Raw genomic sequence first — 14,001 nt, 5'->3', positions numbered from 1 at the left:
TCGCCTATCGCCTATCGCCTATCGCCTATCGCCTATCGCCTATCGCCTATCGCCTATCGCCTATCGCCTATCGCCTATCGCCTATCGCCTATCGCCTAGCGCCTAGCGCCTAGCGCCTAGCGCCTAGCGGCCGATAGGCGTCGCAGGCGAGCATCGCAGCATCGCGCCTCGACGCATCACGCATCACGCATCACGCATCACGCATCGCGCTCGTCGAGCGATGCCAAAAAGCGGCGCGTATGCGCAGCCACTTCGTCGCAAGCTTCGTCTAGTGCGAAGTGGCCCGCCTCGAGCACGTGCACTTGCGCGTCGCGCACGTCGCGCCGATAGGCGTGCGCGCCCTCGACGGTGAACGACGGATCGTACTTGCCCCATACCACGAGCATCGGCGGTTGATGTTCGCGCATGTACCGTTGCCATTGCGGATACCGTTCGACATTGGTGCGGTAGTCGTAAAAGAGTTCGGTTTGAATATCGATTTGCCCCGGGCTCGATAGAAATGCGAACTCGTCGTGCCACGCGTCCGGGTCGTAGCGCTCGGGGTGCGGCGTGCGGCCGACATGCCGCAGCCGGGTCGCGTCGAACGAAAGCAAATTCGCACGCAAGGCGGCTTCGTGCCGCGATCGATCGGCCCAGAACGCTTTACGCGTGTCCCAAAGCGGCCCAAGCCCTTCCTCGTGCGCCACCGCGTTTTGCACCACGATGCCACGTATACGCCCGGGTTTAGCCTGCGCCATGCGAAAGCCGACAGGGCCGCCGTAGTCCTGCACGAATAGGGCGAAGCGATCCAATTCGAGCCGATCGGCGAAGCCGGTCATCACTTCGGCGAGACGATCGAACGTGTAGACGAATTCGCTTGGCGGCAAAGCAGTGCTATGGCCGAAGCGCGGGTAGTCGGGGGCAATCAGACGAAAGCGATCGGCGAGCGGCGCCAGTAGCGGTTCGTACATCCGAGACGACGACGGGAACCCATGCAGCAGCAAGAGGACCGGCGCATCCCGTGGGCCGGCTTCGCGGTAAAAGATGCTGAGTCCGTCGACATCGACGGTCTTATATCGGATGTTTGCGCGAGTCCAATTCATTTTGTTCTCCTAAGCAAGGCTGCGTGAGTCAGGACGGTGTGCGGTCGCGATGCGTCAGATGAATGAGTGCGGCGGCAGCGAAAGCAATGAGGGTCACACTGCTTACGCCGAGCCACCCGATCGAAGCAAGTGTCGGACCGGACAGCGCGGCGCCGATCGCGCTGCCGATGAAGAATAGGCCGGTAAATAAACCGTTGACGCGCCCACGCGATTCCGGCGCGAGTAAGTTGATCGCGCGGCGGCCCAGCGCCTGGTCCGCGATCACGCCGGCATCGAGCAGGAAGGCCGATGCTCCGGCGATGGCGAGCGCGAGTGGCCGCGGCAGCGGTGCGGTCAGTGCCCAAGCGGCCGCGATGACGGCACCTATCGCAAGGAGGTGGGCACTGCGCTTCGCGCGCCTCGCATGGCCGCGGTCGGCGGCGCGTCCCGCAATCGGCGCCGCCACCGCGCCGCCTGCGCCGGCAAGCGCGAACACGGCGATTTGCGTCGCGCTGCAATAAAACGGTGGGCGAGAGAGTACGACTGCAACGCTCGTCCAAAAGGCGTTGAAACCCACCATCAAGAGCCCCTGGTACAGCGCGTGGCGACGTAGCGTTTCGACCGAGAGGACCAGACGCCCGAGCGACGCGATCAGGGCGCGATAGGAAGGATTTTGCGCGGGCAGCAGCGGCGGTAAGCGCGGGACGGAAAGCGCTGCCACGGTCGCGAGCAGCACGCCGTCGGCGATGAAGAAGCCGCGCCATCCGAGCGCGTGCGTCGCGAGGCTCGCGAGCGGGCGCGAAAGCAAAATACCGAGCATGAGTCCGCTCATCACGTTGCCGACGACGGCGCCGCGAGCCTGCGGCGGAACAAGCGAGGCCGCCGCGGGCACGAGCATCTGAATGGCGCTCGCGGTGACGCCGATCGAGAACGATGCGACGAGAAACACCGCCGCCGTTGGGGCGAGCGCGGCCATGCCGAGACAAACGGCTTGCGCTGCCAGCGTGGCTCCGATCAGCGGGCGATTCGGCAGCCGGTCGACGAGCGGAACGAGGGCCACTAGCCCGACCGCGTATCCGAACATCGTGAGCGCGGTGACGAGCGAACTCCACGCGCGCAAATGCAGCGACGCATCGAGCGCACCGAGCATGACTTGCGATGCATACAGCGGGAGCACGGCTACACCTACCAATGTAGCGAACAGCAGGATAGGGACGCCGTTGCGCATGGAAGCGGGCGTGGGGGGCGATGCGGCGCTGTGCGAGCAAAGGTCCATACGAACACCTCGTGTAGATGAGTCGCCATTGAGGGCTGCGTCGATGCTACCCTCTCGAACAACGCATGTAATCGGTGTGAAAGTAGAGACACAATCCACAAAATCGGGAGAATATCGATGCAATCGTTGCGCGAACTCGAGACGTTTGTCGCGATCGCGGAGGAGGGGAGCTTGACGGGCGCGGCGCGGCGGCTCGGCAGATCGTTGCAGGCGGTAAGCCGGGGCTTGCAAACGCTCGAAGGCCAGATGGGGGCGACGCTCGTGCTGCGCACGACGCGCACCTCGCGGTTGAGCCCCGCCGGCGAGCGTTTCTATGGCCGCGTGAAGGCGATTCTCGCCGATCTCGATATCGCACAAGCGGAATTGGCAGAGGACGCGCGGCGACTGACGGGGCGTTTGCGCGTGAATGCGCCGACGCTATTCGGGCCGCGCTTCGTGGTGCCGCTCGTCTGCGAATTCTTGCAGCGCCACCCGGATCTGAGCGCCTCGGCCACGCTCGAAGACGAGTTCAGCGATCCGGCCACGAGCGGTGCCGATGTCACTGTGCGGATCGGCGCGACGCCCGATTCGCGTCTGATCGCGCGCAAGCTCGCCGACGTGCGGCGCGTCGCGTTCGCGTCGGCGTCCTATCTTGCGGCGCAGGGATATCCGCAGGCCCCCGATGAACTCGTCTCGCACGCGTGCGTGGTGCGCACGGGCGTACCGAATCCCAATCGTTGGGACTTCGCCGCACCGAGCGGCGAGGCGGTGTCCGTCAACGTGGCGGGGCGCTTCGAAAGCGATCAGGTCGCGGCCGTCAACGCCGCGGTGTCGGCCGGCTTGGGGATCGGCCTGGCCGCGTTCTGGCAAATCCGCGAGGCGCTGGACGCGGGCCGTGTTTGTATCGTGTTGCCCGACTACGAACCTGCGCCGCTTCCTTTGTTCGCGATGTGGCCGCGCACGCGCAAAATGCCGGCACGCACGCGGTTGTTGATCGATTTTCTGGCGGCGCGACTCGCCGGCGAGAAGCTCTGAGTCTTCGTTCCCTCGGGGCGATCGCGATGACGCGGCGCAGCGATCGATCCCAAGCGCGGCATGCCGACGCATCGATCTCGATCGGCGTAGAATGCGCGACGTTGCGGTTCGCGCGCTTGCCGCCACGCCTCGTGTGGCGCACGCGCAGCCGGTGCCGCGGGTGCACGTTGCACCGCTGGAGCAAGAGGAGTCGCCGCGCATCATGACCGAATCGCCCGCCTCGATTCGACTGCCCGAACCTTTGTCTCACGAACCGCCGCACGATGCCGCGGCGTTCGACGCGCTCTGCGCATTCGTTGCGGCCCACCGGCGGCTATTCGTGCTGACGGGGGCGGGCGTGAGCGTCGGGTCGGGCATTCCCGGCTACCGTGATCTGAACGGCGATTGGATGCGTGCGCAACCGATTCAATGGCAGGCGTTTCGCGATTCCGAGCACGCGCGGCGCCGATATTGGGCTCGCAGCATGGTCGGCTGGCCGATGCTGGCGCAAGCGCAGCCCAACGCGGCCCATCTTGCATTGGCGCAGCTAGGCAGCGCGGGCCGTATCGGGCGTCTGGTCACGCAGAACGTCGATGGGCTCCACCAACGGGCGGGCAGTACCGATGTGGTCGAACTGCACGGCAGTATCGGCGACGTCCTGTGCCTCGCTTGCGGCAGCCGTCATGCGCGCGCCGCGATCCAAACGCTGTTGTTGCGCGATAATCCCGCGCTCGCCGGGGCCGGTGCAGCGGCGTCGGCCGACGGCGATGCGCATCTGGAATGGGACGCGCTCGACGTCTTTCGTGTGCCGGCGTGTCCGCATTGCGGCGGCATGCTCAAGCCCGACGTCGTCTTCTTCGGCGAAAACGTGCCGCGCGAGCGCGTGGCGGCGGCGAGCAACGCGCTCGCGGCAGCCGACGCCATGCTGGTAGTGGGCTCGTCGCTGATGGTGTTTTCGGGCTATCGCTTTTGTAGGTGGGCGCACCAGGCTGGCATGCCGATTGCCGCGATCAACATCGGGGTGACGCGTGCCGACGCGCTATTTTCGCTGAAGGTTCAGGCGCCGTGCGGCGAAGCGCTGACCGCGCTGGCCGCCCGTGCCGTGCCCTCGGCTTCTTATCATCGTTGACGGTGGTCCGTCTCGACGCGCACGACGCGATCCGTTTGCGCTTCGCCCTTTTGGAGAATTCGACACATGAACAAAGCAGCCATCGGCGTCATCGGGCTCGCGGTGATGGGGCGCAATCTCGCGCTCAATATCGAGAGCCGTGGCTATAGCGTTGCGGTCTATAACCGCAGCCGCGAGAAGACGGATGAACTCGTCGCGCAATGCCCCGATCGCAAACTCGTGCCGGCCCACTCGCTCGAGCAATTCGTCGAGTCGCTCGAAAAGCCGCGCCGCATTTTGCTGATGGTGAAAGCCGGCGAACCGACGGATGCGACGATCGCCGCCCTCAAGCCCCTGCTCGATCAAGGCGACGTGCTGATCGACGGCGGCAACACGCATTTCACCGATACGATCCGCCGCAATCAGGAACTCGCGCGTGCCGGGCTGCATTTCATCGGCACGGGCGTGTCCGGCGGCGAGGAAGGCGCGCTCAAGGGGCCCGCGATCATGCCGGGCGGCCCGCGCGACGCCTACGAACTCGTCGCCCCGATCTTGACCCAGATCGCCGCGAAAGCGCCGGACGGCGAACCCTGCGTGGCATACATCGGCCCCGACGGTGCCGGTCACTTCGTCAAGATGGTGCACAACGGGATCGAGTACGGCGATATGCAGTTGATCGCCGAGAGCTACGCTGTGCTCAAACAAGTGGCGGGGCTGACGAACGCCGAACTCGAGAAGGTCTACACGCAGTGGAACGAAGGCGAACTCGATAGCTACCTGATCGACATCACGGCCAAGATTTTCGGCAAACGCGACGACGAGACGGGGCGCGATCTGGTCGACGTCATCCTCGATCGTGCGGCGCAAAAAGGGACGGGCAAATGGACGAGCCAGAACGCACTCGACCTCGGCGTACCCTTGCCGCTCATCACCGAGTCGGTTTTCGCGCGGGTGCTGTCGTCGTTGAAGTCGCAGCGCGTGGCGGCAAGCAAGGTGTTGACCGGGCCCGCACCCACGCCGTTCGCCGGCGATCGCGCGGCCTTCGTCGAAGCCGTGCGTCGCGCGCTCTATCTGAGCAAGGTGATCTCGTACGCTCAGGGCTTCGCTCAATTGCGCGCCGCCTCAGAAGAGTACGGATGGAACCTCGATTTCGGCGGCATCGCCAAGATTTTCCGAGCCGGTTGCATCATCCGGGCGCGATTCCTGCAGAAGATCACCGATGCCTACACGCACGATCCGGCATTGGCGAACTTGCTGCTCGACCCGTACTTCCGCGAGATATCGGAGCGCTATCAGGCAGCATTGCGCGAGATCGTCGTGGCAGCCGTGAAGGCGGGCGTGCCGGTGCCCGCGTTTGCTTCGGCCGTCGCCTATTTCGATGCCTACCGCTCCGAGCGGCTCCCCGCGAACCTCGTGCAAGCACAGCGCGACTTCTTTGGCGCCCATACGTTCGAACGGATCGATCGCGAGGGGAGTTTCCACGCGACCTGGGCTTAAGCCGAGCGCCCGCCCACTCACGTTAAACATGTGCAAAAAATGCGCAATTAAGCGCATTTTGCACCGCAAATATTGTTACGGCTCGTCGTATTGTTGCTCTTTCGGAAATTCTATATCGTCGAATTAGTGGTTTTCCCTAGGTGATCGACTGCCTAGACTGTAATCAAACGCTGCGGCATGTCGCACGCGGCGAATCACAGTTCGGAGGTTGATCATGAAGTCACTCGTGTATGCAATGGTTGCGGCTTCCGCTTTGGCCGTTCCGCTCGCTTCGTTCGCGCAATCGACGTCGGACAGTCCGGTTACCCGCGCTCAGGTCCGTCAGGATCTGATCAATGTGGAGCAAGCCGGCTACAACCCGGCAGCTAAAAGTCCGTACTACCCGGACGACATTCAGGCGGCCGAGCGTCGCGTGAACGAGCAGCAAGGCTACGGCGGTGTCGCGGCAGGGACTTCGCAGTCCGGTGCGCCCGCGCCGGTCCAGATGCAGCGCGCGGTGCCGAGCGACAGCGATACGCAGCCGCTGTACTTCGGCCGTTGAGCGCGGCTAAGCCCGTCGCTAGGCCGATCGGCCCTATCTAAAAAAGCGGTAAGGGAACGCAACCGCGCCGCGCAGGTCGCAACGTAGCGACCGGTAAGCTGTGTCCGCTGGCTCGCCTCTCCTTCGGAGATGCGGGCCAGTGTCGTTTTGTCTTCGCGCGCGAACGTGTACGATGCTCCGGCGAGTACGATCGCGAAAGACGACAAAACGTCCGGGTTGTCGGTGCAAGGTATTTGTCAGGGCACCGACGGACTGGGTTCTAACAGCAACATCGCATCGATCGAGGGCCGAGGGTGAAGACGGTGAGTATTTCTGCAGGACAGCGCCGCGCGTGGGCGCGGGCCGCGTTGGCTTTGGCCGGCGCGACATTCTTAGGCGGCTGCGCCACGGGCGATTGGTTCGGCCAATCGCCGTTCGCCTCGCGTTCGCAACCGCCGCAGCGCACAGGTGTGCCTGCCGGCTTCTATCGCGTCAATCCGGGCGATACGCTCGCGGGCATCGCCGCGGCTTTTGGCCAGCGGCTGGACGATTTGTCCGCCTGGAACAACTTGCCGCGCACGGCCATGCTGACGCCGGGGCAAGTCGTGCGCGTCGCGCCGCCGCCAGGCGCCGCGCCCAGCGCGAGCGACGGTCTCGTCGTGCGTCCGGCCTGGCCGGCGTATGGGCAGGTCGCTCGGCTTACCGATGCGGGTAACGTTAAAGGCATCGTCATCACCGGCCAGCCCAACGAGCCCGTGAAGGCGTCGGCCGACGGCAGCGTGATCTACGTCGGCACCGGCATCGATCAATACAAGTCGCTCGTCGTCGTCAAACACGGCGGCGATGTCGTGACCGGCTATGCCGTGAATGGCGACGTGATCGTCAAAGAAGGCGATGTCGTCAAGAAGGGCCAACAGCTCGCGCAAATGGGCACGGACGCTTCCGGCCGCGGCACGCTCGAGTTCGAGATACGCCGCGCGGGTAAGCCCGTCGATCCGCTCGCTTATCTGCCTCGTTGATCGAGCCGGGCCGAGCGGGTATCCGCCGTGCTTCGGCCCAATATGACCATTGCGGCCATTACGACATCGACGTCAGCAAGATCGAAAGCCGTTTCACATGGGTGCGAAACGCCTCGAGCGCGTCGCGTTCTGCGGACGCGCTCGGCTGCGGCTGGGTCGACAGCTCCGCGTTCGCTTTCAGCTCGTCGGCGATTCGGCCTCGTACCTCGGGCGGAAGGGCGCGAATGACCGAGAGCGTCAAGAGTTCTTGTGCGTGAAGCATGCCGATGACCGAATGGAGGTTCGTCTGCATTGTCATAGCGATCTCCGATGGGCGCCGCCGTCCTTCCATACTAGGCCGGTGCCTGTCGGCGTGCCAACTGCGCGCGTGCGGGCAGTGCGACGAATGCGCCCGAGAGCCGGCTTCACGGCCGCTCAAAATGGCGTAACCTGAATGCTTTCGCGGTAGGCGTCCGAGGTCGCACGCTCAGCAAGGCGCATGCCGCTCGTTGCCCGAGGAGGAACTCGATGACCGCCGTGGATCTGGAATTCGACCAGCTCAACAGTACCGTCGATGCGCTCAAGCGCTCCATCTCCAACCGATTGATGTACGGCGTCGGCAAGGACGCCGTCGCCGCCAGGCCGCAAGATTGGCTCAACGCGGCGGCGCTCGCGGTGCGCGACCGCCTCGTCGCCCGCTGGATGAAAACCACGCGCCAGCAGTACGAACAAGACGCCAAGCGCGTGTATTACCTGTCGATGGAATTCCTCATCGGCCGCACGTTTACGAACGCGTTGCTCGCGCTCGGCATCCACGATCAGATGAAGGAAGCGCTGGCCAGTCTCGGCGTCGATATGGACGCGGTCATCGACCTCGAGCCCGACGCGGCGCTCGGCAATGGGGGCCTCGGGCGCTTGGCCGCGTGCTTTCTCGATTCGATGGCGACGCTCGCCATCCCCGGCTTCGGCTACGGGATTCGATACGACTACGGTATGTTCCGCCAGCAGATCGTGCGCGGCGAGCAAGTGGAGACCCCGGACTATTGGCTGCGAGCGGGCAATCCGTGGGAATTTCCGCGGCCCGAGGTGCAGTACATCGTTCACTTCGGCGGGCGGACCATCTCCCGCGAGGGGCGCACCGAGTGGGTCGACACCGAGCACGTCAACGCGATGGCGTTCGATACCGTGATTCCCGGCTTCGGCACGAGCGCGACGAATACGCTGCGGCTGTGGTCCGCTCGCGCGACCGAGGAACTCGATCTCTCGGCGTTCAATCAGGGCGATTATCGGCGAGCGGTCGAAGCGAAGGAGCATTCCGAGAACGTGTCGCGGCTGCTCTATCCGGACGATTCGACGTCCGCCGGCCGCGAACTGCGGCTGCGCCAAGAGTATTTTTTCGTATCGGCGACGATGCAGGATTTGATTCGCCGCTATCAGAGAACGCACAGCACGTTCGGACGCTTCGCGGAGAAAGTCGCGATTCACCTGAACGATACGCACCCGGTGCTAGCTATCCCCGAACTCATGCGCTTGCTCGTGGATGTCCATCATGTGCCGTGGGATCGTGCGTGGAAGATGGTGCATCAGATCTTTTCCTATACGAATCACACGTTGATGCCCGAAGCGCTCGAGACGTGGGACGTCGATATGCTCGCGCGCCTGCTGCCGCGGCACTTGGAAATCATCTTCGACATCAACGCCGATTTCCTCAAGGAAGCGAGCGAGCATTTCGGCCACGACATCGAGGTGATTCGCCGCGTGTCGCTCGTCGACGAATACGGGCAACGTCGCGTACGGATGGCGCACCTCGCGATCGTCGCGAGCCAGAAGGTCAACGGCGTTTCGCAACTGCATTCGCAATTGATGGAGCGCGAATTCTTCAGCGAATTCGCGCGCGTTTTCCCCGAGCGGTTCACGAACGTCACGAACGGTATTACGCCGCGGCGTTGGTTGTCGCAGGCGAACCGGCCGCTGTCGGCGCTGATCGATAAGCATATCGGCCCGCGCTGGCGCAGCGATTTGTTCGAACTCGCGAAGCTGCGCGAATACAAAGAGGACGCCGCGTTCACGTCGGAGTTTCGCGCGGCGAAGCGGCGCAACAAGATTCGCCTTGCTCAGCGTCTGCTGCACGAAACCGGCTGCACGATACACCCGGATGCGCTTTTCGATCTGCAAGTGAAGCGCATTCACGAGTACAAGCGGCAACTGCTGAACGTACTGCATGTCATCGTGCGCTATAACCGCATTCGCGCTCGGCCGAACGACGATTGGGTGCCGCGTGTCGTCATCTTTGCCGGCAAGGCCGCATCGGCCTACAAGATGGCGAAGACGATCATCAAACTGATCGGCGACGTCGGCGAGAAGGTCAACAACGATCCCGCGATCGGCGATCGCCTCAAGGTGGTGTTCGTGCCGAATTACGGCGTCAGCGTGGCCGAGCTGATGATTCCGGCCGCCGATCTGTCGGAGCAGATCTCGATGGCCGGCACCGAAGCCTCCGGCACGGGCAACATGAAGCTGGCTTTGAACGGGGCGTTGACGATCGGCACGATGGATGGCGCCAACATCGAAATCTGCGAAGCGGTGGGGCGAGAGAATATGTTTATTTTCGGCCTCACGTCCGATGGGGTCAGCGAACTGCGTGCGTCAGGGTATCGGCCGCGCGAGATCTACGAGCGCGATCCGGAATTGCGCTTGGCGCTCGATCAGATCCGTAGCGGTTACTTCGCCGATGGCGATCCGCATCGGTTTTCCGACATCTTTCACACGCTTGTGGATTGGGGCGACCACTACATGGTGCTGGCGGATTTTGCGGCGTTCGCAGCGGCCCAGGATGCCGTCGATGCGCGCTTTCGCGATCCGCGCGCGTGGACAGCGAGCGCAATCGAGAACGTGGCCGGCATGGGACGGTTTTCTTCCGACCGGACGATCGACGAGTACGCGCAGCGCATTTGGCGCGTTAAGCCGTTGTCGCTGGACTGAGGGGGCTGGGGCCCGCCGCGGCGGGCGGGCCTCGGCGTGCGCGGCTACGGGGTCTTGCTTTCGATCGAGGCAAGCGCGGTTAGCAGCGCTTGCTCGACGCGTTTGACGAAGTCGGAATCCGGGCTCGTCAAGGCTTCGCGATCGCCGCCTTGCGTCAACACTGTGAGCCGATGCTTGATGTCCTGCGTCGTCCACGCCAAGAAGCCGACGACGATCAACATCGCACCGAGCGTCAATTCCGCGCCGGAGGTTGAAATGCCGCCGGCGATAGCCAACGCTGCGCCGGACAGCGAAAGCGTGAGCGGAAGAATCTTGTTCTTTTGAATCGTCTCGATGCGTGCGCTTCGAATTTCGCGCAACGAAAAGATCTGGCCGCCCGCGCTCAGCCCGTTGCGCGTGATCATGACGCCACGCTCGTTGAAGGTGTTGTCCATCGAGAAACGTTGGAATGGTGTAGTTGGCTCGCCAGCCTAGCAGATATCGGCGCCGCGCGTCGTCGAACGCGGTGGCGGGCCTGCTTGCGGCTATTTGTGTGCGGCGCTGTGTGCGCTGCGGCTCCGCTTCAGCGCACTTCGTCGGCGTAGACACGCCCCGGAACGTGCGAGGCGACGAGCCGGGCGATATCGGTATCCGTATACTCCGCCGGCACGACGCAGCGGTACGAGGGGGCATCTTTATGCATCGTCCATTCGACCAAGCGATAGGTCCGCCCCCAGGGGCGCTGCACGGGCATCGAGACGCGGCAGCTTTGGACCGGGAGCTTATGCTCGCGCTTGAGCATCGTGCGCATATGCTTGAACACGGTATCTTCGATCATCGCCGTCTTCCCTTTACGGCACCGCACGGGCCGTGCGGCCGCCAGGCGTAGGACAATATAAAAAAACGCCGCCGATACTCCGGCGGCTCAACAGGGGTGGTATGGATGCATAGTCGCAGGCCAGTATTAAGCCAAACTTAAGAGGGGAATTTTTCAGGAACGGCGCGATGCCGCGTCGATACGCAATAGCGTTCGGAGGCGATAAACCTGGGTCTTATGAAGATTTCCCGCCCGATGCATCGCTCTAGCCGACACGGTGCTCGCGAAAGCGATGCGGACCGGAGCGCCGGAAATGGCCGGCGGCCCGGGCTTGCTCTGTGCCGCGCTACGACGTAGCGGCGAGGCGCCGAGCGCGATGCCGCAAATAGAGATTGTTGAAAATGAGCGCGGCTCCGGTCATGCAGGCGCCGACGAGCTGCGCGCCCCCCGGTACCACCCCGGTCAGCGACGACACAATAAACGTCGTAAGCGGCAATACGTCCATGAACAGGACGCCATTGAGGGGAGTCAGAATCCTGTTTCCCATATTCCAGAGCAAAATCGCGCAGAATCCTGCGATCGGTCCCATGTACAGCAGGTGCGGGACAATCGAACGCAATGCCGCCGGCGATGGCACCGGAACAACGCGAAACGCGAAGAGCACCAGGTTCAGACCGATGATCGTGGTGAGTCCGAGCCAGGTCGTCATCGTCGTGTACTTGAGCGCCGACCATCGTTTGAAATGGGACGCACTGAACGTATAGATCACCCAGCACAGGGCACCGGCTACGATAAGCGCGTTGGCCGAGTAGTGCTGCGGCTCATGGAGCGCCGCCGCCATATCGCCTTTTGTGACCACAAGAGAAACACCCGCGAACGACATCAGGATAAACAAGAACGAGTACAGCGGCGGCGCGCTCCTGCGCACGAAAGCGTTCACGAGTAGCCCCATCATCGGCTGGGTCGCCATCATGATCGACGCGGTTAGCGCGCCTTCGCGTCCAGCCAGTTGCTGCCCCAGAAAAACGAAGGATCCGAATCCGCAGAAACCGATCGACCCGAGCAGCCAGGCAAGCACGAGCGATTGTCCGTCCGGACGGAGTGCTCGTTTCCCCTCCTTGATCAGCAGCAGCGCCAAAAAGGCAGTGCCGGCGATAAGGTATCGAAGGGACGTGAAAGTAAAGGGATCGATATGCACGAGGGCGTCGGTCATGATGGGAAACATGATGCCCATCAGGATCGTCGCGCCGGCGCATAGTACAACGCCCTTCCAGTAACTTTCATGGACAGACCGACCGGCAACACTAGACACGGGGCCCCCAGGAGGGGGCGACGACGGCACTGCCACGTCGATTGATCTATTCATGACTGATCGTTCCAAAAATAACGAAAAATTTTTAGAGCAACGCTCGCATCGTCATATCGACAATCGATACGAGTTCTTTCTCGCTCACGTTCACCTTGCCCAGCACGCGCATCCCTTGGATCATGCAGAGCAGATAGTTAGCGATTTCCTGCTCATCGAGCGTTGGATCGAATTCGCCGGCCTGCTGCCCGCGTGCCACTGCCGCCGCCAGTTGAGAGGAAATGCGACGAAGCGTCGTCTCGATATGCGGCCGTAAAACGTCATCGGCGGGCAGCAACTCGATCGCCGCATTCGTGATCAGGCACCCGTGGCGGCCAGACAATCGGGCTGCAACCTGCGTGTAGTGAAGCAATGCACCGCGCAGTGCTTCGCGTGGTGGCAAATCCGCTTCTAAACGCTCTCTCAACCGTGCAACCGCTCCTTCCGCGTATCGATCGAACGCCGCGACGAGAAGCCCATGTTTGTCGCCGAACGCACCGTAGAGACTGGCGCGAAACAGGCCCGTCGAAGCACAGAGCGACTCGATCGACGTTGCGTGATACCCCTGTTCCCAAAAGACGCGGCCCGCGGCCTCCGTGACTTCATCGATATCGAATTCACGAGGCCGCCCACGTTCGGATGGCGGCTTCGACGCACGGGCAGTAGGTGAGCGTTTCATAGTGGGCTCGATATTAGGACTGTTCGTTCCATAAATCAAGCGTGCGAGATGCGCAATGAAGGATAGCCATTTGGCTATGCATCCGGCGCGGCTCACACGTGCGACACTGAAGTCGACGGGCGGGGCGCCTGCGACGGTGGCCGACTTACCGGGAACACCGGACGCCGTGGGCGCAAACGAGAGCGAGATGGAGGAATAAGGTGAGCGATGGGAATGGTTAAAATGGCACCATGCGTAACTGAGGTTAGGGGCCAAAAAATGGGAACGAGCTACGAGAAGGACGTGGTGGCATGGGCCAAGGAACAGGTTGCGTTGTTGCGCGCGGGCAAGCTCTCGGCGATCGACGTGGAACACATCGCGGAGGAAATCGAGGACGTGGGTAAGAGCGAACAACGCGAATTGGCAAGTCGTACGACGGTGCTGCTGGCCCACTTGCTAAAATGGCAGTATCAGCCTGCCTTGCGGGGTAAGAGCTGGGCACGCACAATTGCAGTCCAGCGCAAGGACGTGGTGTACGTGCTGAACGAAGCGCCGAGTTTACGAGGCAAATTCAACGACGCGCAATGGCTCGACCTAGTGTGGAGCAAAGCCGTGTTGAGCGCTGAAAACGAAACAGGCCTTGAGGGATTCCCTGAAACCTGTCCGTGGGCGATGGAGCAGGTGCTGGATCCGGCGTTCTTGCCGGAGTGACGCCCAAGCCGGTCGACTAGCCGCCAGCTCTTGGACTGACTTTCGCACGATCACCT

Annotated in this window: 15 protein-coding genes; 8 read left to right on the top strand and 7 right to left on the bottom strand. The window is 62.8% G+C overall.

All coding sequences use genetic code 11. The features are described from left to right. Positions 1-197: 197 nt before the first annotated feature. On the bottom strand, positions 198-1,082 hold the full coding sequence (locus ACTHN9_RS14590; RefSeq protein WP_440537476.1) for an alpha/beta fold hydrolase: 885 nt from the start codon (positions 1,080-1,082) through the stop codon (positions 198-200). A gap of 28 nt (positions 1,083-1,110) precedes the next feature. Further along, positions 1,111-2,337 (bottom strand): MFS transporter, encoded by a 1,227-nt coding sequence (locus tag ACTHN9_RS14585; RefSeq protein ID WP_440537475.1) that lies wholly within the window; start codon positions 2,335-2,337, stop codon positions 1,111-1,113. 117 nt (positions 2,338-2,454) lie between these two features. Between ACTHN9_RS14585 and ACTHN9_RS14580 the strand changes: the two genes are divergently transcribed. From ACTHN9_RS14580 to ACTHN9_RS14560, 5 genes are all read left to right on the top strand, one after another. Then, positions 2,455-3,351, top strand: a complete 897-nt coding sequence (locus tag ACTHN9_RS14580; protein ID WP_440537474.1) for a LysR family transcriptional regulator — start codon at positions 2,455-2,457, stop codon at positions 3,349-3,351. A gap of 202 nt (positions 3,352-3,553) precedes the next feature. Then, complete coding sequence (locus ACTHN9_RS14575; RefSeq protein WP_440537478.1) at positions 3,554-4,459, top strand: NAD-dependent protein deacetylase; 906 nt, start codon at positions 3,554-3,556, stop codon at positions 4,457-4,459. A gap of 66 nt (positions 4,460-4,525) precedes the next feature. Next, positions 4,526-5,935: an NADP-dependent phosphogluconate dehydrogenase gene (gene gndA, locus ACTHN9_RS14570; RefSeq protein ID WP_440537473.1), complete on the top strand. Its 1,410-nt coding sequence runs from the start codon at positions 4,526-4,528 to the stop codon at positions 5,933-5,935. Between the two features lie 214 nt (positions 5,936-6,149). Continuing rightward, the gene (locus ACTHN9_RS14565) at positions 6,150-6,476 is read left to right on the top strand and encodes a DUF4148 domain-containing protein (protein WP_440537472.1); all 327 of its coding nucleotides are present in this window, start codon (positions 6,150-6,152) and stop codon (positions 6,474-6,476) included. 302 nt (positions 6,477-6,778) lie between these two features. Continuing rightward, entirely contained in the window at positions 6,779-7,474 is a 696-nt protein-coding gene (locus tag ACTHN9_RS14560; RefSeq protein ID WP_440537471.1) for a peptidoglycan DD-metalloendopeptidase family protein, read from the top strand. Between the two features lie 58 nt (positions 7,475-7,532). On the opposite strand, the gene ACTHN9_RS14555 is transcribed toward ACTHN9_RS14560, so the two are convergent. Next, positions 7,533-7,772, bottom strand: coding sequence for a hypothetical protein (locus ACTHN9_RS14555; RefSeq protein ID WP_440537470.1), 240 nt, complete (start codon positions 7,770-7,772; stop codon positions 7,533-7,535). A 209-nt stretch (positions 7,773-7,981) separates the two neighbouring features. On the opposite strand from ACTHN9_RS14555, the gene ACTHN9_RS14550 reads away from it, so the two are divergent. Continuing rightward, positions 7,982-10,435, top strand: coding sequence for a glycogen/starch/alpha-glucan phosphorylase (locus ACTHN9_RS14550; protein ID WP_440537469.1), 2,454 nt, complete (start codon positions 7,982-7,984; stop codon positions 10,433-10,435). 44 nt (positions 10,436-10,479) lie between these two features. Here the strand turns inward: ACTHN9_RS14550 and ACTHN9_RS14545 are convergent, their stop codons facing one another. From ACTHN9_RS14545 to ACTHN9_RS14530, 4 genes are all read right to left on the bottom strand, one after another. Next, complete coding sequence (locus tag ACTHN9_RS14545; RefSeq protein ID WP_440537468.1) at positions 10,480-10,869, bottom strand: DUF6232 family protein; 390 nt, start codon at positions 10,867-10,869, stop codon at positions 10,480-10,482. A gap of 128 nt (positions 10,870-10,997) precedes the next feature. After that, a complete protein-coding gene (locus ACTHN9_RS14540) occupies positions 10,998-11,252 on the bottom strand; it encodes a DUF2866 domain-containing protein (RefSeq protein ID WP_440537467.1) in 255 nt (84 codons plus the stop codon). 325 nt (positions 11,253-11,577) lie between these two features. After that, entirely contained in the window at positions 11,578-12,597 is a 1,020-nt protein-coding gene (locus tag ACTHN9_RS14535) for a DMT family transporter (RefSeq protein WP_440537466.1), read from the bottom strand. Positions 12,598-12,628: 31 nt separating this feature from the next. After that, the gene (locus tag ACTHN9_RS14530) at positions 12,629-13,255 is read right to left on the bottom strand and encodes a TetR/AcrR family transcriptional regulator (protein WP_440537465.1); all 627 of its coding nucleotides are present in this window, start codon (positions 13,253-13,255) and stop codon (positions 12,629-12,631) included. A 55-nt stretch (positions 13,256-13,310) separates the two neighbouring features. On the opposite strand from ACTHN9_RS14530, the gene ACTHN9_RS14525 reads away from it, so the two are divergent. Together ACTHN9_RS14525 and ACTHN9_RS14520 are read left to right on the top strand one after the other, a co-directional pair. Continuing rightward, on the top strand, positions 13,311-13,454 hold the full coding sequence (locus tag ACTHN9_RS14525; RefSeq protein ID WP_440537464.1) for a hypothetical protein: 144 nt from the start codon (positions 13,311-13,313) through the stop codon (positions 13,452-13,454). Positions 13,455-13,513: 59 nt separating this feature from the next. After that, positions 13,514-13,945: a DUF29 domain-containing protein gene (locus ACTHN9_RS14520; RefSeq protein WP_440537463.1), complete on the top strand. Its 432-nt coding sequence runs from the start codon at positions 13,514-13,516 to the stop codon at positions 13,943-13,945. Positions 13,946-14,001 lie beyond the last annotated feature (56 nt).

The sequence above is a fragment of the Trinickia sp. genome, from assembly GCF_051953405.1.
Taxonomy (GTDB): domain Bacteria; phylum Pseudomonadota; class Gammaproteobacteria; order Burkholderiales; family Burkholderiaceae; genus Trinickia.
This window is presented reverse-complemented; position numbering and strand designations above follow the sequence as displayed.